Genomic DNA, 22834 nt, shown 5'->3' with positions numbered 1-22834 from the left:
CCACTTTTTCTCTTGCCGAGCCCTCATGCGATTTGATGCCCTGACCCTGTTCCCGGACATGTTTGATGTGGTCAGCGAGGCTGGTGTCACCGGCCGCGCACACAAGCAGGGCATCTGGCAGATGCGGACCTGGAATCCGCGTGACTACACCACGGACGTGCATCGTACCGTGGACGATCGCCCTTATGGCGGCGGCCCGGGCATGGTCATGCTGGCTGATCCCTTGAATGATGCGCTGGATCAGGCTTTGGCTGATCGTGGCGATAGTCCGGAAGTTATCTTGCTGAGTCCTACAGGGCGACGCTTTGATCAGGCTGTGGCGCAGGAACTGGCTCAAGGTCCCGGCGCAGTTCTGGTTTGTGGTCGCTATGAGGGTATCGATCAACGTTTTATTGATGCACGGGTTACCCAGGAGCTGTCTTTGGGGGACTTTGTGTTGTCAGGCGGCGAGATTGCTTCCCTGGCAATCATCGATAGCGTGGTCCGCCTCTTGCCGGGAGTGCTGAACGACGCTGATTCGGCGCGCCAGGATTCCTTTCATGCGGGCAACAGCGGTTTGCTGGATAGTCCACATTACACACGCCCCGAGGTTTACCGCGGCCAAGCGGTGCCTGAGGTGTTGATGTCTGGTCACCATGGTCGTATCCAGGCTTGGCGACGAGAGCAATCCCTGCGTTTGACCGTGACGCGCCGTCCTGAGCTGATTGAGCTGGCTCGCCAGCGTGGCGAACTTAGCAAGGCGGATGAACGGTTTTTGGCTTCTTTGGCGGCACAACAGCCTGATTGAACCAGCTTGCGCTTGCTGAGCTATCAGCAGGTCGAACAAGCGGGGCTGGGCTTGCCGGCAGGCTCGCCCACGTCGCTATGCCCAACAACTTTTTTGACGCTCTGCCCCTCGGAGCAGGCTTTGTGTCATCTGTGATTTGCGAGAGCGGCTCCTTGCCACGGGCTGGGCCCCTTGTGTCAGGGTGGATCGCTATGCTCGGTGACGGACGTGTTGTGATGGCGGTGTAGCGCAGGCAAGAGAGGCTGCCGGCTTTTTAAGAGGCAAGAACGCTCCGCTCGTGGTGCTGAATCGGCGCGCTGCCCTCGTAAGTGATCTGTAGGCTAAGCCCTTGATGGCAATAAAAAGGCCCTGCACGAGTGCAGGGCCGTTGCCTGTTGCCTGGGTTTACGTCGCGGTATCAGCCCAGACGATCAAACTGCTGCTTCACCTTGGCCAGCGTTTCACCGAACTGAGCCACGCGCTGGCGCTCCTGTTCGACCACAGCGGCAGGGGCGCGCTCCACAAAGCTGGCGTTGCCCAGTTTGGCTCCGGCCTTGTTGATCTCCCCTTGGAGGCGCTCGATTTCCTTGGAAAGACGGATACGCTCCGCTTCCACGTCGATCTCTACATGCAGCATGAGCTGAGTGGTGCCAATCACTTGTACGGGTGCGCCTGCGTCTGTGGGCAACTGGTCCACAATTTCCACGCTTTCCAGTTTGCCCAAGGCAGCCAGGTAAGGGCTGTTGGCTTTCAGGGTGGCGGCGTCACCTTGTGCAATCAGCGGTACACGCTGGGCGGGCGAGATGTTCATTTCGCCTCGCAGGGCGCGAATGGCGTCGACCTGGGCTTTCAGCTCTGCGACCTGTGCCTGTGCCTGTTCATCAATGGCGGCAGGGTTGGCAATCGGGTAAGGCTGAACCGAAATGCTGGTGGTTTCATCGGCAGCGCGCTTGCCAGCCACCACCGAGACTTTCTGCCACAGCTCTTCCGTGATGAAAGGGATGATGGGGTGCGCAACGCGTAGCACCACTTCCAGCACGCGGATCAGGGTGCGACGGGTGCCCAACTGCTGTTCGGGTGTGCCATTTTGAATCTGAGTCTTGGCCAGCTCCAGGTACCAGTCACAGTACTCGTCCCACACAAAGTGGTAGATGGCGTTGGCGATGTTGTCGAAACGGTAGTCGGCAAATCCGCGTTCGGCGTCCTGCTCGAGGCCTTGCAGCAAGCTGATGATCCAGCGATCGGCAAAGCTCAATTCGGCTGGAGCATCCGTGTGGAGCTCATGGCCTTCGGTGTTCATCAGCACAAAGCGGGTGGCATTCCACAGCTTGTTGCAGAAGTTGCGGTAACCTTCGCAGCGCTTCATGTCGAAGTTGATGTTGCGGCCCAGCGTGGCATAGGCGGCCATGGTAAAGCGCAACGCGTCCGTACCGAAGGCGGGGATGCCATCGGGATAGTCTTTCTTGGTGCGCTTGCTAATGCTTTGCGCCTGCTTGGGGTTCATCAGGCCAAAGGTGCGCTTGTGCAGGAGGCTTTCCAGATCTATGCCGTCGATCAAATCCACCGGGTCAATGGTATTGCCCTTGGATTTGCTCATTTTCTTGCCTTCCATGTCGCAGACCAGCCCATGCACGTAGACGGTCTTGAAAGGAACGCGGCCGGTCAGGTGCATGCTCATCATGACCATGCGGGCCACCCAGAAGAAAATAATGTCGAAACCGGTTACCAGCACGCTGGAGGGTAGGTAGCGCGCCAGGTCAGGCGTTTCTTCGGGCCAGCCCAGGTCGGTAAAGGGCACCAGGGCAGAGGAGAACCAGGTGTCCAGTACATCTTCGTCGCGGCGCAAGGGGCCTGTCACGCCAGCGGCGCGGGCTTGTTCCAGAGCGTCCTCTTCGGAGCGGGCGACAAACAGGCTGCCGTCTTCGGCGTACCAGGCGGGAATCTGGTGACCCCACCACAGCTGACGGGAAATGCACCAGTCCTGAATATTGTTCAGCCACTGGTTGTAGGTGTTGGACCAGTTGTCAGGGTAGAAGCGCACACGGCCATCGGCCACCACGTCCAGGGCAACCTGGGTGATGCTTTTGCCGGGGTGCAGCGAGTCTTCCGGAGCGGGCTTGCTCATGGCTACAAACCACTGGTCGGTCAGCATGGGTTCGATGACCGTATTGGTGCGGTCGCCCCGCGGCACCATCAGTTTGTGAGGCTTGACGGCCTGCAGCAGTCCCTGGGCTTCCAGATCGGCCACGATTTGCTTGCGCGCGGCAAAGCGCTCCAGGCCTTGATAGGCTTCGGGGGCAGTATCCGCAATGTGGGCATCCAGAGTCAGGATGCTGATCATTTCCAGGCCGTGGCGCTGGCCAACGGCGTAGTCATTGAAGTCGTGGGCAGGAGTTACCTTCACCACGCCGGTACCAAAGGCCGGGTCCACGTAGTCGTCCGCAATGATCGGGATGGAGCGGCCAACCAGAGGCAGGGTAACGGTTTGGCCGATCAGGCCGATATAGCGCTCGTCCTCAGGGTGCACCATCAGGGCGACGTCGCCCAGCATCGTTTCAGGGCGGGTGGTGGCCACCGTCAGATGAGTCAATTCCCCCTGGGGGGTAGTCAGCGGGTAACGGATTTCCCACAGGTGGCCGTCCTCTTCCTCGCTCACCACTTCCAGGTCGGATACGGCGGTACCCAGCACGGGGTCCCAGTTCACCAGGCGCTTGCCCCGGTAAATCAGCCCCTGTTCGTACAGGCGCACGAAGGTCTCCAGCACGCCACGGGACAGTTTGTCATCCATGGTGAAGTATTCGCGGCTCCAGTCGCAGGAAGCACCCAGGCGACGAAACTGGCCAGTAATGGTATTGCCGGACTTTTCCTTCCATTCCCAGACTTTTTCCAGGAATTTCTCGCGGCCCAGGTCGTGGCGGCTGATGTTTTGGGCATCAAGCTGGCGCTCCACAATGATCTGGGTGGCAATCCCGGCGTGATCGGTACCAGGAATGTAGACCGTATCGTCGCCTTTCATGCGGTGGTAGCGCGTCAGGCCATCCATGATGGTCTGGTTAAAAGCGTGACCCATGTGCAGCGTCCCGGTGACGTTCGGCGGCGGGGACTGAATCACAAAAGGTTCTGACTGATGATCGCCCAAGGGCTGGACGTGTTGGCCACCCTTGAAAAGGTCGGCTTGTTCCCAGCGCGCGTACCAGCGCGTTTCGATTTCCTGGGGTTCAAAGCTCTTGGATAGCTGCTCGTCGGAGGTCGTTGCGGATGAGTTGGTCATGGTGATGCGGTCTGTCCCCCTCGTATGGCACGGTAGGTGCCGCAGAAGGCGGAACTAATCCTGGGTAAAAAACGAATGTAAGATGCACTATTTTAAGATGTGGCCGTGCGTCTTTGGCGTGGTAAAATGCCGGGTTGCCGTAAATCTGATGAAAGTGCTTGTTTTCATTAAAAAATTTAGCGCGAACCGTCGGATCTGCATTTTGCTTTACGCAGCAAAGACTACACTATATTGTTCTTATTTGGATTTTCACATGGCTATTGAACGCACTCTGTCCATTATCAAGCCCGACGCTGTTGCTAAAAACGTGATCGGTCAGATTATTTCCCGCTTTGAAGGCGCTGGCCTGAAAGTGATCGCTGGTCGCCTGGTTCACTTGTCCCGTGGCGAAGCCGAGCGTTTTTACGGCGTCCACGCCGAGCGTCCTTTCTTCAAGGATCTGGTTGACTTCATGGTTTCCGGTCCTGTGTTCGTGCAGGTTCTGGAAGGCGAAGGCGCCATTGCCAAGAACCGTGAGCTGATGGGTGCCACCGACCCCAAGAAAGCTGAGCCCGGCACCATCCGCGCTGATTTCGCTGAAAGCATTGACGCCAATGCCGTGCATGGTTCCGACGCGCCGGAAACCGCTGCGGTTGAAATCGCTTTCTTCTTCCCAGAGTGCAACGTTTACAGCCGTTAATAGGCTGAACCGCGCAGTACTGGCGGCACTCTGATCAGGAATTGCCCGGCCCGCCGCAACGGTGGTGCGCCGGGCACCTCTCAGAAAAGAGACTTGTTTGCGCTTGTGCAACAAGATAAATGCCAGACGGCGTGAAGGTATTATTTTTTTATGTCATCGCTCGAACCTATCAATCTTCTGGGCCTGGGCCCGGAGCAACTTGTTGAACTGGTCGCCCAATGGGGTGGCAAGCCTTTCCGAGCGCGCCAATTGCAGCGCTGGATACACCAGCGGCAACAGGACGACTTTGGGCAGATGACCGACCTGGCGCGCGAGTTCCGCGAGCAATTGACGGCTCATTGCCTTGTCACCGCGCCCAGCATGTCGCACGAACATATTTCTGCCGACGGCACCCGCAAGTGGCTGTTTGATGTCGGTAGCAACAACGCGGTTGAGGCGGTTTTCATTCCCGAGGACGATCGGGGCACGCTTTGTATTTCCAGTCAGGCAGGTTGTACCGTTGCCTGCCCGTTCTGTTCGACCGGATATCAGGGCTTTAATCGCAATCTGACCACTGCGGAGATCATTGGTCAGTTGTGGTATGCCCGTCGGGCCTTGCTTAGTGCGCCGGAAACCGCTCGTATTGGCGATGCCGCGCAAACCAGTACCCGGGTGATCAGCAATGTGGTCATGATGGGCATGGGGGAGCCTTTGCTCAATTACGATCAGGTGCTCGGTGCCTTGCGCCTGATGCTCGATGATAACGCCTACGGTCTGTCTCGCCGCCGCGTCACGGTTTCCACATCCGGCGTAGTGCCGATGATGGACCGTCTGGCTCAGGATTGCCCGGTTGCCCTGGCGGTGTCCCTGCATGCGCCCAATGACGCGCTGCGCGATCGGCTGGTGCCGTTGAACAAGAAGTATCCGCTGGCTGAGCTGCTCGATGCCTGTAACCGGTATCTGGAGCATGCCCCGCGTGACTTCATCACGTTTGAATACATCATGCTGGACGGTATCAATGATACGGATCAGCATGCGCAGGAATTGTTGGATATTGCGCGTATTGTGCGCTGTAAATTTAACTTGATCCCATTCAACCCTTTTCCGCAGTCCGGTCTGAAACGTTCTTCGGCAGCGCGCGTCAAGCAGTTTGCCCAGAGGCTGATGGATGGTGGGGTGGTAACGACTGTGCGCAAGACCCGCGGCGATGATATCGCCGCCGCGTGTGGGCAGTTGGCGGGCGATATACGAGATCGCACCCGCATCGAACAGCGATTGCCTGATCGGGCGGTCATTCAAATCAAACAGGAACGTGCATGAGCGAGACTCTGGACTCCTCCCATCAATCGGCTCCGGATGCGGGCTCAGGGGTAGGCCCTACACTGCGGGAGTTGCGTCTGGCGCGATCCTGTACGCTTAACGAAGCTTCCACCCGTTTGAAGTTTTCCGTGCGTCAGCTTGAGGCTCTGGAGGCCCAGGAGTGGGATCAGCTCCCCGGTGGCCAGCCGTTGCGGGGGATGGTGCGCAACTATGCGCGTTTTCTGCAGGCTGACGTGTCGGCGGTGTTGGTCATGCTGGAAGCTCAGGTCAGTGACACGGCGGCACCCAAGCCCGTGCCGCGCAGTCCCTCCGGTTCAGGACTGGGCAAAGCCGACTTGAGTCTGTATGCCGATTCGCGCGGCGGTTTTGGCTGGGTCTGGATTCTGATTATTGTTGTGTTGTTGTTGGTAGCGGGCTTTTATGCCATTGACCGGGGCTGGGTTCCCCAGGAATGGCTGGTATTTGATTGGCTCAAGGACTTGAAGAAATGACGCAGGGTCCCGAAACTTCCTCTGCTTGCCAGCCTCTGCCGGTTGGCGCCCAGCCCAAACGGGTGACGCGTACCGTGGATGTGCGCTGGGGTAATCATGTCGTTAAACTGGGGGGCTCGGCACCGGTTGTGGTCCAGTCCATGACCAACACCGATACGGTCGATGCGATTGCGACGGCGATTCAGGTGAAGGAGTTGGCCCGAGCGGGCTCCGAGATGGTGCGTATCACCGTCAATACCCCCGAGGCAGCCCGTGAGGTGCCCGCCATTCGTGAACAGTTGGATCGCATGGGGGTGAATGTCCCCCTGGTCGGCGACTTTCACTACAACGGCCACAAATTGCTGGCGGATTATCCCGAGTGTGCCCAGGCCCTGTCCAAGTACCGAATCAATCCGGGCAATATGGGCGGCGGCAAGCGCCGGGATGATAATTTCGCCAAGATGATTGATATTGCCTGCCGGTATGACAAGGCCGTGCGCATTGGCGTGAACTGGGGCAGCCTGGATCATGAGCTGATGGCCCGCATGATGGATGAGAACAATCAGCGCGCTCAGCCCTGGACCGCCCAGGCGGTCATGCGTGATGCCCTGGTCATCTCTGCCATCAGCAACGCCCAGCGTGCTGAGGAGCTGGGCTTGTCGGGTAACCGGATCGTACTGTCTTGCAAGGTCAGCCATGTACAGGACCTGATTACGGTCTACCAGGATTTGTCGGCACGCTGCGATTACGCGCTGCATTTGGGCTTGACTGAAGCCGGGATGGGCAGCAAGGGAATTGTGGCTTCGACCGCGGCCCTGGCCGTGCTGTTGCAGCAAGGCATTGGTGACACCATTCGTATTTCCCTGACGCCTGAGCCGGGCGGTGATCGTGCCCGTGAGGTGGTGGTGGCTCAGGAAATTCTGCAGACCATGGGCTTGCGCGCCTTCACGCCTATGGTCGTGGCCTGCCCGGGTTGTGGTCGCACCAGCAGTACGGTGTTCCAGGAACTGGCCAACGATATTCAACGTTATTTGCGTGACCAGATGCCTGTCTGGAAGGATCAGTACCCCGGCGTGGAAACCATGAACGTCGCGGTCATGGGCTGTGTGGTCAATGGTCCGGGCGAGAGCCGGCACGCGGACATAGGCATCAGTTTGCCGGGAACCGGGGAAGTGCCCTCGGCGCCGGTCTATGTGGATGGTGAGCGGGTGGTGACCCTGAAGGGTGATACTATCGCTCAAGAATTTCAGACCATTGTCCAGAATTACGTTGAGCGACGCTACGGCAGGGCGCCAACGGTTTGATCAACACGCTTGTCAGTCTATGGCGAGCAAACCATTAGAATTATGACGCAGCAGTTTCAAAAGCTCCGCGCCCTGACGGGCATGAAAGACACCCTACCGGGTGAAAGCGCACAGTGGGAGGCCCTGGAGGCTCTGGTGCGGGAATGGCTGGCCAGTTACGGCTATCGCAATATGCGTACTCCCGTGCTGGAACATACCCAGTTGTTTGCCCGTGGCATTGGCGAAGTGACCGATATTGTCGAAAAGGAAATGTATTCCTTTACCGACTCGCTCAATGGCGACAAGCTCACCATGCGTCCTGAGTTTACGGCTGGCATGGTGCGTGCCTCGATTGAGCACAACCTTCTGTATGACCGGCCCCATCGCGTTTACGCCATGGGCCCCGTGTTTCGCCATGAGCGCCCGCAGCGTGGTCGCTATCGTCAGTTCCACCAGATCGACGTGGAAGCGCTTGGTTTGCCTGGTCCAGACGTGGATGCCGAATTGATCGTCATGCTGGCCCGTTTGTGGAAGAAGCTGGGGCTTACCGACATTCGTCTGGAGCTCAACTCCCTGGGGCAGGCTGAAGAGCGTGCCGCTCACCGCGCCGCCCTGATCGAACATCTGGAAGCTCACAAGGACGTGCTGGACGAGGAAGCCCAGCGGCGCATGTACACCAATCCCTTGCGGGTCTTGGACACCAAAAATCCGGCCATGCAGGATATGGCTAATGCGGCTCCGCGTCTGTTCGACTTTCTGGGCGAGGAGTCCCGCGCCCACTTCAAGGGTGTGTGTGACCGCCTGGATGATGCCGGTATTGGCTACACCTTGAACCCGCGTCTGGTGCGGGGTCTGGATTACTACAATCTGACGGTGTTCGAGTGGGTAACCGATCGCTTGGGTGCGCAAGGCACGGTGTGCGGCGGGGGACGCTACGACGGTCTGATCGAGCTGATGGGCGGCAAGCCTGCGCCCGCCGTCGGTTTCGCGATTGGCATGGAGCGTTTATTGGATTTGTGCTCCCAAGAGGGTGAGCAGGAGCAGGCCCCTGAGTGCCAGGTTTACATGGTTCACCAAGGTGAGGCTGCCCAGCGCAAGGCCTCGCTTTTGGCCGAGCAGCTGCGTGATGCCGGCCTGCAGGTGATTGTTCACGCCGGCTCCAGCGGCTTTAAGTCCCAGTTCAAGCGGGCCGATGCCAGTGGTGCACAGGCCGCCGTGATATTGGGTGAGGACGAACTTCAAAAAGAACAGGCCAGTGTGAAATGGTTGCGTGCTGCGGATGGCGCCCAGCAGCAACAGTCTGTTGATTTCTCTGAACTCGCCAGTGTTTTGTCAGCAAGGATTTGAGCATGGCCTACGATCTTGAAGAACAGGAAAAACTGGATGCCATGCGGGCATGGTGGGACCGCTGGGGCACCTTGTGCATTGTGCTGGCGTTTGCCGCGTTGGCTGCCGTAGCAGGCTGGCGTGGCTGGCAGTGGTATCAAGGCCATCAGGCCGGGCAGGCCATGGGCTATTTCGAGGCCCTGGAAAGCGCCACGACCCAGACCGGTGAAGAGGCCGAGACGCGCATTCTGGCCGCTAGCACGACCTTGCGTAACGATTTCCCCAAGTCCGGCTACACCTCTCGAGGTGTGTTGCTGGCTGCCCATGCTTTGCAGCAGCGAGGCAATCTGACACCGGCTCGTGAGCAGCTGGAGTGGATGGTCAAGACCAACCACGACCCCGCTCTGACGCCTTTGGCCCGTCTGCGTTTGGCCGGTATCTTGCTGGAGCAGAAAGAGTATGACGAGGCCCTGGCTCAGCTGAACAATCCTCCTGCCAGCTTTGCCGGTCTGTTTGCGGATCGAAAAGGCGATATTTTGGCCGCTCAGGGACAGAATGAAGCAGCACGCGAGGCTTGGAAACAGGCTGTCGAGCTGCTCAAGCAAGACCCCATTTCGCAGTTGGTACAGATCAAACTTGATGCCCTGGCAGGAGCTTAATTCATGTCTCTTCCTACTATTCGTAAATCCTCGTCTTCTGCCATGCGTGCCTTGCGTCTCAGTGCCTTGGCACTCAGTCTGACCGCATTGGCTGGCTGCTCCATGTTCTCCAGCAAGGACCCGCGCTTTGAGCCGGCTCCCCTGACAGAGTACACCCCGGGTGTGGCGGCCAAGATCAGCTGGAGCACCTCGATTGGCAGCGGTGCGGATTCGGGCTTTGCGCCACAGGTGGCCGGCTCCTCGGTTTACGCGGCGACCGTCTCCGGTCAGGTCAGTAAAGTGGATCTGGACACGGGGCGTGTGCAATGGTCGGCCAATGCGGGCAAGAAGTTGACCGCCGGTGCTGGCTCGGATGGAGTGGTGACGGCAGTTGCCTCGGTAGACGGTAATGTCATTGCATTTGACGACTCGGGCAAGGAATTGTGGCGCAGCCGTAGCAGCAGTGCTGTGAATGTGCCGCCTGCCGTCGGGGCCGGCGTGGTGGTGGTGCGTACCAGCGATTATCGTTTGCAAGCCTTTGATGCCAGCACAGGCGATCTGCGCTGGAGTCTGCAGCGTCCAGGGCCGGCACTGTCGTTGAAGACCAGCATGCAAATGCGCATTATTGATGGCCTGTTGTTGGCCGGCATGCCCAATGGTCGCTTGATGGCGATTGACGCGGCTCAAGGTCGTCTGGTCTGGGAGGGCAGCATTTCCGTGTCCCGCGGCGCCACCGACCTGGAACGCATTAACGACGTTGTGGGCGCTCCGCAAGTGGTCGATCCTTTGCTGTGTGGCGCAACCTATCAGGGTCGGGTGGCGTGCTTTGACGTGTCCCAGGGCGGTCGCCTGGTGTGGGACAGGGAATTTTCGGCCGGTACCGGTATCGCAGCGGACAATCAGATGTTGTATGCCGCCAATAGCCGCGATCAGATTGACGCGTTTGCCCTGACAGACGGGCAAACCATCTGGACGCAAAAGGCATTGCGAAACCGTGGTCTGGCTCCTTTGGCCGTCTTGCCCCAGGCGCTTGCCGCCGGTGACAAGGAAGGCTATGTTCACTTTCTATCGCGACTGGACGGCACCTTGCTGGGCCGGGTCAGTGTCGGCGGTGGTGCCATTGTGTCGCCTTTGGTCGGAACCCCGCGTGGGGTTCTGGTCCAGACGGGCAATGGTAATTTGGTCTTGGTTGGAATCAATTGAAAAGCGTTTCTTTTAAGCCCGTTGTGGCTTTGGTCGGTCGAGCCAACGTTGGCAAGTCCACTTTGTTCAATCGCCTGACGCGTTCGCGCGCGGCGCTGGTGGCCAACTTCCCTGGCCTGACTCGCGACCGTCATTACGGCGAAGGCCGGGTTGGCAGCCGTCCCTATATCGTGGTCGATACGGGCGGTTTCGAGCCGGTGGCTAAAACCGGCATGCTGCTGGAGATGGCTCGCCAGACCCAGCAAGCCATTGCCGAAGCCGACGTCGTTGTCTTCCTGGTCGATGCCCGCGAGGGCGTCAATGCGCTGGACCTGGAAATTGCGCAGTTACTGCGCAAGCTGGGTCAGAAAGTGCTGCTGGCTGTCAATAAGGCCGAGGGCATGCGCTATGAGGCTGGCGGTGTCGAGTTTCACGAGCTGGGCCTGGGCCAGCCTTACCTGATTTCGGCCTCTCACGGCGACGGGGTGGAAGAGCTGATCAATCTGGCCCTGGAGCAGGTACCCAGTCCTGAGCCTGATCAGGATGGGCAGGACGACGAGCAATTCCAGCACCGTATCAAACTGGCGATTGTGGGCCGACCCAATGTGGGCAAATCCACCCTGATCAATACCCTGGTCGGTGAAGAGCGTGTGATTGCCTTTGACCAGCCCGGAACGACTCGCGATGCCATCGAAATCGAGTTCGAACGCAACGGGGTGGAGTACACCCTGATCGACACGGCCGGACTGCGCAAGCGCGGCAAGGTGTTCGAGGCGGTGGAAAAGTTTTCAGTGATCAAGACCTTGCAGGCAATTGAGGCCTGCAACGTAGTCTTGCTGATGATTGACGCACATACGGAAATTTCCGACCAGGACGCCAGTATTGCCGGCTTCGTTGTGGAAACTGGGCGTGCGCTGGTGGTGGGCATCAACAAGTGGGACGGGCTGGACGAGTATCAGCGCGAGTGGATCAAGCGCGAGTTCGATCGCAAGCTGCGCTTTTTGAACTTTGCCAAGATGCACACCTTGTCGGCGTTGAAAGGGCAGGGCATCAATCCCTTGCTCAAATCGGTTAATGAGGCCCATGCCGCCGCTTTCTCGAAATTGTCTACACCCAAGCTCACCCGTGTGATGCAAGAAGCGGTGGAACAGCAACAGCCGCCGCGTAAAGGCATTTTCCGTCCCAAGTTGCGGTATGCTCACCAAGGGGGCATGAACCCTCCGATCGTGGTGATTCACGGCAACGCCCTGGACGCAATTTCGGACAGTTATCGCCGCTATCTGGAAAGCCGTTTTCGCGAGGCCTTCAAGCTGGAAGGCACCCCTTTGCGAATCGAATTCAAATCATCTAAGAACCCTTATTTGAAGGATGCGTAATGAGCCGTTTGTGGAGTGATCATGTCGCTGGACTTTCTCCCTATGTTCCGGGTGAGCAGGTCAAGCTGGATAACCTCTTGAAGCTGAACACAAACGAGCATCCTTACGGTCCGTCGCCCAAAGCGCTGGAAGCGATTCGTCAGGCGGCGACCGATAATTTGCGTCTTTACCCGTCCTACAGCGCCCAGGAACTGCGTGACGCGGTGGCTCACAATCACGGCGTCAACGCCAATAACGTTTTCCTTGGCAACGGCTCGGACGAAGTGCTGGCCCATGTGTTTAGCGCCTTGTTCCTGCGCGGCGTGCGTCCGGTCCTGTTGCCGGACATCACCTACAGCTTTTACACCACGTATTGTTCGTACTTTGGCGTGCCGGCTGACATCGTGCCGCTGCGCGAGGATTTCACGCTGAATGTGCAGGATTATGTGCGCAAGCGCAGCCTGCCGCCCGCTGGCATTATTTTTGCCAACCCGAATGCGCCGACCGGGATTCCTTTGTCGCTGGAAGACATTGAAGCGATTCTTTCCGCTAACCCTGACACGACGGTAGTGGTGGATGAGGCTTATGTGGACTTTGGCGGTACGTCCTCGGTTGGTCTGCTGGAAAAATACGACAATCTGGTGGTCATCCAGACTATGTCCAAGTCGCGGGCGCTGGCCGGTCTGCGCGTGGGTTACGCCTTGGCCAGCGCGGACATCATTCAAGCCCTGGAGCGTGTGAAAGACAGTTTCAACTCCTACCCCATGGACACCATCGCTCAAGTGGGTGCCGTGGCTTCCCTGAAGGATACGGCGTATTTTCAACGCCAGTGTCAGGCAGTCATTGATGCCCGTGAACAGTTGCGCGCCGACCTGCAGCAGCTCGGTTTTGAGGTTTTGCCCTCCAAAGCGAACTTTTTGATGGCTACGCACCCTAAGCATTCAGCTGCTGGTATTCAGCAGGCCTTGCGTGAGCATGGAATTCTGGTTCGCTATTTCCGTCAGCCACGCATTGAGCAGTATTTACGTATTACGGTAGGATCGCCCGAACAATGTGCCCGACTGTGCAACAGTTTGCGGCAGATTCTCGGGCAGAGCGCCTGATATACACCTATAGATAAAAAACTCCAGTCTGGAACGTGCGGATTCAGGGAAAACCCGGTAAAGTAGTGGGATTCGCTTCCATTTCTGGAAAAACAACATAACCGGAGCCTCACCAATGAGCAATAAAGGGCAAATTCTACAAGACCCGTTTTTGAACGCGCTGCGCAAGGAGCATATCCCTGTGTCGATCTACCTGGTCAACGGCATCAAGCTGCAAGGTCAGATCGAGTCCTTCGATCAGTATGTCGTACTGCTGCGCAATACAGTCACTCAAATGGTGTATAAGCACGCGATCTCTACCGTCGTTCCTGCACGCCCCGTCACTTTGGCTGCGGATGAGCAGGCTGAATAAGTCCTCACCCAGTTCGTTGTACTCTGAAAGACCCGTCTCGCGGAGCCCGCGGGCGGGTCTTTGTTTCTGGAGCAAGCGTTGAAGGCACTGGTCATTAGTGTGGACATGGGCGAGCTGGATTACAAAGCCCATGCTGAAGAGTTTTTGATGTTGGCAGAAGGTGCCGGTGCCCAGATCGCTGAGCTGCTGGTGGTACGTCGTTCCCGTCCGGATCCGGCCTATTACATCGGAACCGGCAAGCTGGAAGAGGCCGTCGCGCTGGCCAAGGCCACGGGAGCCGAAGTCGTCTTGTTCGATCATGCCCTCAGTCCGGCCCAGCAGCGCAACCTGGAGCGCAAGCTGGAGTTGCGCGTGGTCGACCGGGTCGCCCTGATTCTGGATATTTTTGCCTTGCGGGCGCAAAGTCACGAAGGGAAATTGCAGGTCGAGCTGGCCCAGTTGCAGCATCTGACTTCTCGGCTGACGCGCATGTGGACTCACCTGGAGCGTCAGAAAGGCGGGATCGGGATGCGGGGTCCGGGCGAATCGCAGCTGGAAATGGACCGTCGCATGATTGGCGACAAGGTTCGTACCTTGCGCGAGCGTCTGGCCAAGGTGCAGCGTCAACGCAGCACGCAGCGTCGTGCCCGCACCCGTAGCGGCACCTTGTCAGTGTCGCTGGTGGGCTATACCAATACAGGCAAATCCACACTGTTCAATGCCTTGACCCGGGCGGATGCGTACGCGGCGGATCAATTGTTTGCCACGCTTGATACCACCACACGTCGTATCTGGATTGAAGGGGCCGGGCAGGTTGTGATTTCGGATACGGTAGGTTTCATCCGTGATCTGCCACCGACCTTGATTGCGGCCTTCCGGGCCACGCTGGAAGAGACTGTCCATGCGGATTTGCTGCTGCATGTGGTTGATGCGGCCAACCCGCAACGCGATGAACAAATCGCTGAAGTTCATAAGGTTCTGGAAGACATCGGGGCCCATGAAATACCGCGCATTCTGGTCTACAACAAAATTGACCAGGCCGGCTACGAGCCACGGGTAGAGCGGGACGAACATGGTACTATTGCCCGAGTCTTTGTTAGCGCTTTAGAGCGCATCGGATTGGATGGGTTGCGTACGGCAATCGTCGAATCAGGTCATTTCGCGGAAAACAATGCGTCTGAACAATAAAATATTCAATCTCAATGATCCCGGTTGGGGACGAGACAGTGGCAAAAACGGTTCCGAGCCACCTCGCCGCCCCGAGAAACAAGATGGCCCGCCTGACCTCGACGAGGTGTGGCGTGACTTCAACAGTCGCCTGGGATCTTTATTTGGCAAAAAGGGACGTCGCTCCCCTCCCGGCGGCACGCCGCCCGGTAGTGGCACTGGCCCGTCCCTTCCCAAGGGTTCCCCCAAGCTGTTCGTCATCGGCGGTGTGGTGGCAGTTGGCTTGTGGTTGGCCAGTGGCTTTACCATCGTGCAGGAAGGGCAGGTGGCCGTAGTGACGCGTTTTGGCGCGTATACGAAAACCTTGAATCCCGGTTTGCAGTGGCGCTGGCCCGCGCCGATCGAAGATTACCAGATCGTTAATATTTCCCAGTTGCGCACCTTTGAGGTGGGCTACCGTGGCAGCTCCCGCAATAAAGTCCTGCCTGAGTCACTGATGCTCACGACCGACGAGAACATCGTCGACATGCAGTACGTGGTTCAGTATCGACTGCTGCCCAACGGCGCGCCCGATTATCTGTTCAATACCAACAACCCGGATGAGTCGGTGCGTCAGGCGGCAGAAACCGCCATGCGTGAAGTCGTGGGCAAGCAGCCCATGGACTCGGTGCTGTATTCCGGCCGTACGCAGATTGCCTCGGATGTGCAGCAGTTGGCCCAGTCCATTCTGGATCGCTACCGCACCGGCATTCAGATCAGCACGGTTGCCATTCAGAACGTACAGCCGCCCGAGCAGGTTCAGGCCGCTTTTGACGATGCCGTCAAGGCTGGTCAGGACCGCGAGCGTCAGATCAATGAAGGTCAGGCTTATGCCAACAAGGTCCTGCCGGAAGCGGCTGGTCAAGTGGCACGCATGATGCAGGAATCCGAGGGCTACAAGGCTCGGGTGATCGGGGATGCCAAGGGTGATACCGCTCGTTTCGGCAGTGTTGAGGCTGAATACGTGAAGGCGCCGGGTGTGACCCGCGATCGTCTGTACCTGTCCACGATCCAGGAAATTCTGGAGCGTACCAGCAAGGTATTGGTTGATACCCGTAGCGATAACAACATGATTTATCTGCCTTTGGACAAGATTGTGCGTCAGGTGGGCAGTCGTACTGATATGGAGCCTTCCGCTCCCGTTGCGTCGGCTGCTTCGCAAGGACAGACCTCCCGCCCGGCCGCCCCGGCCGCGGCTTCCAAGGCGCCAGCACCCGCCAATCCAGCCAGTCTGGATACCTCGCTGGGCTCTTTGGTCAGTCCTTATTCCCCATACGCACGCTAGGAGAGCTTGATGCAACGTTTATTTCCTGCTCTGGTGGCCTTGGCGGTAATTGTCGGTCTGCTGCTGTCTTCGGTCTTTATCGTGCGTGAGCGCGATGCGGCCCTGGTTTTTGCCTTGGGTGAAGTGCGCACCACCATTACAAGCCCCGGCCTGTATTTCAAGTTGCCACCGCCGTTTGAAAACGTGGTGTTCCTGGACAAGCGTCTGCAGACCATTGAAACCAAGGACCCCGAGCGTATTCAGACTTCTGAAAAGAAGAACCTGCTGATCGACTCTTACGTTAAATGGCGTATTTCCGATCCGCGTCTGTTTTACGTGACCTTTGGCGCAACCGATCGTGGTGCGGTCGAGCGCTTGCAGGCGCAGATTCGTGATGCGCTGAACGCTGCGGTGAACGTGCGTACCGTGAAAGAGGTGGTCTCCACCGAGCGTGATGCCATCATGCGCGAAGTGTTGACGTCTGTTGAGGCCCGCGCACGTCCTTTGGGCGTGGAAGTGGTGGACGTGCGTTTGCGTCGTATTGATTTCGCTCCCGAGATTTCGGAATCTGTGTACCGCCGTATGGAAGCGGAACGGACCCAGGAAGCCAATCGTCTGCGTGCGACCGGTGCTGCGGAAGGTGAGCGTATTCGTGCCGAGGCAGACCGTCAGCGTGAAGAGCTGCTGGCCGATGCCTACGCCAAGGCCCAGGCCGTCCGTGGTCAAGGTGATGGTGAAGCAGCTGCCATTTACTCCGAGACGTATGGCAAGAACCCCGAGTTCTACCGCTTCTATCGCAGTCTGGAAGCCTATCGCAGTGCCTTCAGCCAGCAAAGCGATACATTGGTCATCAGTCCCGATTCTGATTTCTTCAAGTATTGGGGCAAGCAAGGGTCAGCCGCAGCACCTGCGAACTGATCAGCGCTATAGAACTCAGGGCCGCGGGGTGTTCCACCCGCGGCCCTGATCGTTTATACTAGCGTGTAAGTTACTAACACCACTTCGCATGCGACTTAGGCGGCTTACAGGCCCCAAGTCGCTTTTTGTTTGGCTGGAACTTTCGTTTATAAGTAGTCCGAGGCACGAGTATGTCCAATTGGTTGTTGCCAGAGAGCCTGGCTGATATCTTGCCTGCAGAGGCGCGTCGCATCGAGGAACTGCGCCGCGATTTGCTAGACTTGTATCGTACTTACGGGTTCGAACTGGTCGCTCCGCCCTTGGTGGAGTATCTGGAATCCCTGCAAGCGGTATCTGGCACAGATCTGAATCTGCGTACCAGCAAAGTCGTCGACCAAATCTCGGGTCGTACCATGGGGGTGCGTGCCGACATGACGCCTCAGGTGGCCCGCATCGATGCCCACCTGCTCAACCGCGAGGGCGTGACCCGGCTTTGCTACTGCGGCTCGGTCTTGCATGCGCGTCCGGCGGGCTTGCTGTCGGATCGTGAGTTGCTGCAGATTGGCGCGGAAATTTTTGGCCATGCCGGTATTGAGTCTGACCTGGAAGTGGTGCAGTTGGCCTTGGAAAGTGTGGGCCGGGCAGGGGTTCATCATCCTCGCCTGGACTTGAATTACCCCGATCTGGGGCGCTTTCTGATCGAGCGCGATCCTATTTTGAAAAGCCGCGTGGCGGAAGTGTGTGAACTGCTCAATGCCAAAGATGTTTCTGGCTTGCGGGCCCTGCGTCGGGATTCGGGCTGTCTGCCTGAAACGACCCGCTATCTGCTGGCCTTGACCTCCTTGTATGGCGATGGCAGCGTCCTGGAGCGCGCTCGCAGTGTGTTGCCCGATGAGCCCGAGGTGCGGGAAGCCTTGGGTAGCCTGCGCAGCTTTATTGATGCTTTGCCCGACCACGAGATTACGGTGGACCTGGCCGATATTGGCAGTGGGTATGCCTACCATTCGGGTTTGATTTTCTCGGTCTATGCCGAAGGTTGGCATGACGCTTTGGTTAAGGGCGGACGCTTTGACGGTATTGGGCGCATGTATGGTCGTGCCCGTCCCGCAACCGGCTTCAGCCTGGATTTACGCAAACTCTCGGCCGGGCTGGCGCCGGCCCAGGCGGCCCGTGCCGTACGCGCTCCCTGGGGGAGCGATGCCGCCCTGATTGCGGCGGTAAAGCAGTTGCGTCAACGCGGTGAAATTGTGATTCAGATGCTGCCCGGTCAGCAACTGAGTCTGGATGAATTCGTGATCGACCGCGAGTTGTTCTCGTCGGACGGTCAGTGGCAGGTTAGGGCGCTGTAAGCCAGACGGCTTGTGGCGTTGGTGATTGTTATCGGTCCGGCACCGTGCCGGCCTCCTTTATTCTGATACTAGACATGAGCAAAAACCTTGTGGTGATTGGCACCCAGTGGGGTGACGAAGGCAAAGGCAAGATCGTCGACTGGCTGGCCGAGTCCGCGCATGGCGTGGTTCGTTTCCAGGGTGGGCATAACGCTGGCCATACATTGTGGATTAATGGCAAAAAGACGATTTTGCGCTTGATTCCTTCGGGCATCATGCACGGGCACGTCACTTGCTACATTGGCAATGGCGTGGTGCTCTCGCCCGAAGCCCTGTTGACCGAGATCGCCGAGCTGGAAGCAGCCGGTCTGGATGTGCGTTCGCGCCTGCAGATCTCGCCTGCCTGCCCGCTGATTTTGCCCTATCACATTGCTGTGGATCAGGCGCGCGAAAAGCGTAAGGGTGACGGCAAGATTGGTACAACCGGTCGTGGTATTGGCCCAGCCTATGAAGACAAGGTGGCCCGTCGCGCTCTGCGTGTGCAGGATTTGTATGATCCTGAGATTTTTGACGAAAAACTGTCCGAAGCGCTGGATTACCACAACTTTGTGCTGACTCAGTATCTGGGCGCGGAAGCGGTATCGGCTGAGCTGGTGCGTGATCAGGCCATGAAGCATGCCGAGCAGCTCGCTCCGATGGTGGCGGACGTCTCCAACAATCTGTATCAGGCCAAGAAGGCTGGGCAGAAGCTGTTGTTTGAAGGCGCTCAAGGCGCACTGTTGGATATTGACCACGGTACTTACCCCTTCGTTACCAGCAGCAACTGCCTGTCCGGTGCGGCTTCTGCCGGTTCGGGCGTCGGCCCCCAGGAACTGAGCTATGTGCTGGGTATTGCCAAGTCCTACACCACGCGCGTGGGTTCGGGCCCATTCCCGACGGAATTGCTGGATGACACTGGCATGCGTCTGGCAACGGTTGGCAAGGAGTTTGGTTCGGTTACCGGTCGTCCACGTCGTTGCGGCTGGTTTGATGCCGCCGCCATGAAACGCTCGGTAATGATCAACGGTATTTCCGGTCTGTGCATCACCAAACTGGACGTGCTGGACGGCGTGGAGCAGATCAAGATTGGTGTGGGTTACCGCTACAAAGGCGAGTTCCTGGACGTCTTGCCCTACGGCGCACATGCAGTGGCCGAAGCCGAGCCGGTTCTGGAAGAAATGCCCGGCTGGACCGAGTCCACCGTAGGCGTGACCGATTACGACAAGCTGCCTATCAATGCACGTCGCTATCTGGAACGCATTGCCGAGCTGTGCGATGTGCCGATCGATATGGTTTCCACGGGGCCAGATCGCAACGAAACCATCGTATTGCGCGATCCGTTTACCAAATAAGCAATTTATCGCGTTATAATGCCTTGCACCGTTGTACGGTGCGTACAAAGCGGCCTAAAAGGCCGCTTTGTCGTTCTGGACGCTGCGCGGCCTACCAGACTCTTGTTTTGCAGGTATCAACGCGCAGTAAGTGCATTTAATCTGGAATACATATGAGTCTGCCCCCAAATAGCGATACTGATGAATGGGTCTCCTGGGAACAATACAATCGTCTGATTGAGCAATTGGCCCTGATCATTCACGAATCAGGTTGGAAATTCGACAAAATTGTCTGCCTGGCCCGCGGTGGTATGAGGGTGGGGGACGTTATTTCGCGTATCTATGATGTACCTTTGGGTATCCTGGCAACCAGCAGCTATCGTGAAGCGGCGGGCACTGAGCAGGGCGAACTGGATATTGCGCAATACATCACCATTACTCGTGGCACCTTGGATGGCAATGTGCTGCTGGTCGATGATATGGTCGATACAGGCAAGACTTTTATGCGTGTGCGCGATCACTTGCGTGCACAATTTCCGGCGATCACCGAGTTGAAAACCGCCGTTTTGTGGTGGAAAGGCCACGCCCAGGTCGACCCGGACTATTACGTGTCCAAGTTGCCCACAAATCCCTGGATTCATCAGCCTTTTGAGGACTACGATAGCATTCGCCCTCATCAGCTGGACGCCTGGATTCGCAAGGGTACTGGCCAGGCTTGATCGCCGGCATTCAGATACTTGGTGGATAGCCCATTTGCGCCTTGCTTGGTGTATGCCCGCAATCGTGCTACCATAATGGGCTATCTGTTACGCTAACTCTTTTTACAAAGGTCAGGGATTACATGTCCATTGTTCGCCTGAAAGAAAACGAACCCTTTGAAGTTGCTCTGCGCCGCTTCAAACGCACTATTGAAAAAACCGGTCTGTTGACCGAACTGCGTTCGCGCGAATTCTACGAAAAGCCAACGGCCGAGCGCAAGCGCAAGCACGCTGCCGCCGTGAAGCGTCATTACAAACGCATCCGCAGCCAGCAACTGCCCCCACGCTTGTATTGATCCCTGAATCTTTTGTTCAGGAACTGCTCGCCCGTGTCGATGTCGTAGATGTCGTCGGGCGGTACGTGCAGTTGCGTAAAGGCGGGGCCAACTTGCTTGGCCTATGCCCTTTTCACAACGAAAAATCCCCTTCATTTACAGTCAGTCCGACCAAGCAGTTTTATCATTGCTTTGGTTGCGGCGCTCACGGATCGGCAATCTCGTTCCTGATGGAACACACAGGGGCTTCATTCCCTGAAGCGGTACGCAGCTTGGCTGCCTCCGTCGGGATGACCGTGCCCGAAGCAGATCGTACCCCGCGCCAACGAGCGGCCGATGCCCGTCGAAAAGACGAACTATCGCGCCAGCATCATATTCTTGAAACGGCACAGGGGCATTACCTCCGTCAACTGAAACAGTCACCCATTGCCATCGATTATCTGAAGCGTCGTGGCCTGGATGGGGAGACGGCTGCCCGTTTCGGCTTGGGCTGGACCGGTACCGAGCGACGTGGGCTGTCGGCTGTGTTTCCACAGTACGAAGACAAGCAACTGGTTGAGTCCGGTCTGGTGATCGAGTCCGAGGATGGTCGTCGCTATGACCGCTTTCGTTCGCGCATCATGTTTCCGATTCGCAGCACCAAGGGCCATATCATTGGCTTTGGTGGCCGTCTGATTGAAAAAGGCGAACCTAAATACCTTAATTCTCCGGAAACCACGCTGTTCTCCAAAGGCCACGAACTGTATGGCCTGTGGGAAGGGCGCCAGGGCATACGCAAAGAAGGCTTTGTTCTGATTGTGGAAGGGTATATGGACGTGGTTGCCTTGTCGCAGCACGGCCTGCACAATGCCGTCGCGACCTTGGGTACGGCAACCACGGAACATCACATCACCAAGCTGATGCGCGCCAGTGACAGACTGGTGTTTTGTTTTGACGGCGACCGTGCGGGACGCAAGGCCGCCTGGCGTGCCTTAACTACCTGTCTGCCTCTGGTTCGTGATGATGTCTCGATCCGATTCATGTTTCTGGCGGATAATCACGACCCCGATTCCTTTGTTCGTGAATTTGGCGCGGAGGCGTTTCGCGAACAAGCCCAGCAAGCCGCCGCTTTATCGCGCTTTTTCCTGGATGAGCTGGCGGCTCATCATCGCATGGACGAGGCAGAAGGCCGCGCTGCTTGCGTCCACGAAGCCTTGCCTTTGTTGCTGGAGCTGGCTGACAGCACCTTGAAGGTGCAGATTCAGCATGAGTTCGCCCGCATGGTGATGCTGACCCCGGACGAGCTGGCGCAGCGCCTCAGTACGGTAGAGCCGGTGCGCCGACCGGCGCTTGATGCACCGGCAGCCCAGGACGGTCTGGTGGCCCGGCCGCCTGTACCTGCGCAGTCCGCACCGGACGGGATGGAACCGTTTGAGGATGGTTTTGACGGTTCGTTTGCTGACAGCCTGCCCATGGATGGCTGGCACGATGATGCCGACTGGCAACCCCAGCCGGATTATCAGCAGCGCCCTGCTCCAGCGCGAGGCAAGGACAGAAATGCTCGCCCACGCCCGGATCGCGCTCCGCTGGGCGGTAGCCGTGCGGTGACTCCGATGGCCAAGCGATTGCTGCGCTTGCTGATCGGACATCCTACTCTGGTGGGTGAACTGGGTGATCAACAGCTTGAAATTTTGGCTCAAAGCCCCCATTTGCGTCTTGTGCAGGAGTTGATTGCGTTAAGCAATATCAGCTCGGCGCGTCATGCAGGTGCGTTGCTGGAGGCGGTGGACCCCGAGTCTGATCTGGCACCCGTGCTGGAAGCGCTGGCCACCGAGCTGTTGGGCGAAGAGGAATTGCCCGACCCGCAAGGCGAATGGCGTGATGCGCTCTATCGCATTGAACTCGATGCGATCAAGGCAGAGCAATCGGCTTTGGTGGCCACAGGCCTGAAAGAGCCTGAACAGCGTCAGCGTTATCAAGAATTGACACGCCGTATTGCTTTGTTGAATGCTGCTTATACTCGGCAAGTGAAGTAAAATATTGGGTTATGTGTT

Annotated in this window: 20 protein-coding genes; 19 read left to right on the top strand and 1 reads right to left on the bottom strand. The window is 57.8% G+C overall.

Going from position 1 to position 22834, the window contains the following annotated elements; genetic code table 11:
• Positions 1 to 25: 25 nt before the first annotated feature.
• A complete protein-coding gene (gene trmD / locus VF694_RS02050; protein WP_003799302.1) occupies positions 26 to 787 on the top strand; it encodes a tRNA (guanosine(37)-N1)-methyltransferase TrmD in 762 nt (253 codons plus the stop codon).
• A gap of 397 nt (positions 788 to 1184) precedes the next feature.
• Here the strand turns inward: trmD and VF694_RS02045 are convergent, their stop codons facing one another.
• Complete coding sequence (locus VF694_RS02045) at positions 1185 to 4037, bottom strand: valine--tRNA ligase (protein ID WP_426345100.1); 2853 nt, start codon at positions 4035 to 4037, stop codon at positions 1185 to 1187.
• Positions 4038 to 4290: 253 nt separating this feature from the next.
• Between VF694_RS02045 and ndk the strand changes: the two genes are divergently transcribed.
• The 18 genes from ndk to dnaG all read left to right on the top strand — a co-directional run bounded on the left by ndk (position 4291) and on the right by dnaG (position 22816).
• The gene (gene ndk / locus VF694_RS02040; RefSeq protein ID WP_003799306.1) at positions 4291 to 4716 is read left to right on the top strand and encodes a nucleoside-diphosphate kinase; all 426 of its coding nucleotides are present in this window, start codon (positions 4291 to 4293) and stop codon (positions 4714 to 4716) included.
• Between the two features lie 150 nt (positions 4717 to 4866).
• Entirely contained in the window at positions 4867 to 6015 is a 1149-nt protein-coding gene (gene rlmN, locus VF694_RS02035) for a 23S rRNA (adenine(2503)-C(2))-methyltransferase RlmN (protein WP_003799309.1), read from the top strand.
• On the top strand, positions 6012 to 6506 hold the full coding sequence (locus tag VF694_RS02030; RefSeq protein WP_415301769.1) for a helix-turn-helix domain-containing protein: 495 nt from the start codon (positions 6012 to 6014) through the stop codon (positions 6504 to 6506). Before rlmN ends, VF694_RS02030 begins: the two co-directional genes overlap by 4 nt.
• Entirely contained in the window at positions 6503 to 7789 is a 1287-nt protein-coding gene (ispG, locus tag VF694_RS02025; protein ID WP_039942894.1) for a flavodoxin-dependent (E)-4-hydroxy-3-methylbut-2-enyl-diphosphate synthase, read from the top strand. Before VF694_RS02030 ends, ispG begins: the two co-directional genes overlap by 4 nt.
• Positions 7790 to 7831: 42 nt before the next feature.
• Positions 7832 to 9115 carry a histidine--tRNA ligase gene (gene hisS, locus VF694_RS02020; protein WP_003799315.1) on the top strand — a complete coding sequence of 428 codons (1284 nt, stop codon included), beginning with the start codon at positions 7832 to 7834 and terminating at the stop codon, positions 9113 to 9115.
• Between the two features lie 2 nt (positions 9116 to 9117).
• Entirely contained in the window at positions 9118 to 9753 is a 636-nt protein-coding gene (locus VF694_RS02015) for a YfgM family protein (protein WP_003799318.1), read from the top strand.
• Between the two features lie 3 nt (positions 9754 to 9756).
• Complete coding sequence (gene bamB, locus VF694_RS02010) at positions 9757 to 10935, top strand: outer membrane protein assembly factor BamB (protein WP_003799320.1); 1179 nt, start codon at positions 9757 to 9759, stop codon at positions 10933 to 10935.
• The gene (gene der, locus VF694_RS02005) at positions 10932 to 12290 is read left to right on the top strand and encodes a ribosome biogenesis GTPase Der (protein WP_003799325.1); all 1359 of its coding nucleotides are present in this window, start codon (positions 10932 to 10934) and stop codon (positions 12288 to 12290) included. The genes bamB and der overlap by 4 nt, the downstream gene beginning before the upstream one ends.
• Positions 12290 to 13372, top strand: a complete 1083-nt coding sequence (gene hisC, locus VF694_RS02000; RefSeq protein ID WP_003799327.1) for a histidinol-phosphate transaminase — start codon at positions 12290 to 12292, stop codon at positions 13370 to 13372. Before der ends, hisC begins: the two co-directional genes overlap by 1 nt.
• A gap of 115 nt (positions 13373 to 13487) precedes the next feature.
• Positions 13488 to 13724: an RNA chaperone Hfq gene (gene hfq / locus VF694_RS01995; RefSeq protein ID WP_003799329.1), complete on the top strand. Its 237-nt coding sequence runs from the start codon at positions 13488 to 13490 to the stop codon at positions 13722 to 13724.
• A gap of 78 nt (positions 13725 to 13802) precedes the next feature.
• The gene (hflX, locus tag VF694_RS01990; RefSeq protein WP_039942895.1) at positions 13803 to 14891 is read left to right on the top strand and encodes a GTPase HflX; all 1089 of its coding nucleotides are present in this window, start codon (positions 13803 to 13805) and stop codon (positions 14889 to 14891) included.
• On the top strand, positions 14875 to 16194 hold the full coding sequence (gene hflK, locus VF694_RS01985; protein ID WP_003799334.1) for an FtsH protease activity modulator HflK: 1320 nt from the start codon (positions 14875 to 14877) through the stop codon (positions 16192 to 16194). Before hflX ends, hflK begins: the two co-directional genes overlap by 17 nt.
• Before the next feature lie 9 nt (positions 16195 to 16203).
• Entirely contained in the window at positions 16204 to 17091 is an 888-nt protein-coding gene (gene hflC / locus VF694_RS01980) for a protease modulator HflC (RefSeq protein ID WP_003799336.1), read from the top strand.
• Between the two features lie 170 nt (positions 17092 to 17261).
• Entirely contained in the window at positions 17262 to 18419 is a 1158-nt protein-coding gene (locus tag VF694_RS01975) for an ATP phosphoribosyltransferase regulatory subunit (RefSeq protein ID WP_440163618.1), read from the top strand.
• A gap of 74 nt (positions 18420 to 18493) precedes the next feature.
• Entirely contained in the window at positions 18494 to 19789 is a 1296-nt protein-coding gene (locus tag VF694_RS01970; RefSeq protein WP_003799340.1) for an adenylosuccinate synthase, read from the top strand.
• A gap of 152 nt (positions 19790 to 19941) precedes the next feature.
• Positions 19942 to 20487 carry a phosphoribosyltransferase gene (locus VF694_RS01965; RefSeq protein WP_003799341.1) on the top strand — a complete coding sequence of 182 codons (546 nt, stop codon included), beginning with the start codon at positions 19942 to 19944 and terminating at the stop codon, positions 20485 to 20487.
• A 122-nt stretch (positions 20488 to 20609) separates the two neighbouring features.
• On the top strand, positions 20610 to 20822 hold the full coding sequence (gene rpsU / locus VF694_RS01960) for a 30S ribosomal protein S21 (RefSeq protein WP_003799344.1): 213 nt from the start codon (positions 20610 to 20612) through the stop codon (positions 20820 to 20822).
• On the top strand, positions 20819 to 22816 hold the full coding sequence (dnaG, locus tag VF694_RS01955) for a DNA primase (RefSeq protein ID WP_003799346.1): 1998 nt from the start codon (positions 20819 to 20821) through the stop codon (positions 22814 to 22816). The genes rpsU and dnaG overlap by 4 nt, the downstream gene beginning before the upstream one ends.
• The last annotated feature ends 18 nt before the right edge of the window (positions 22817 to 22834 follow it).

Origin of the sequence: Alcaligenes sp. Lyrl_28, from assembly GCF_051948705.1 — a bacterium.
Taxonomy (GTDB): Bacteria; Pseudomonadota; Gammaproteobacteria; order Burkholderiales; family Burkholderiaceae_B; genus Alcaligenes; species Alcaligenes ammonioxydans.
This window is presented reverse-complemented; position numbering and strand designations above follow the sequence as displayed.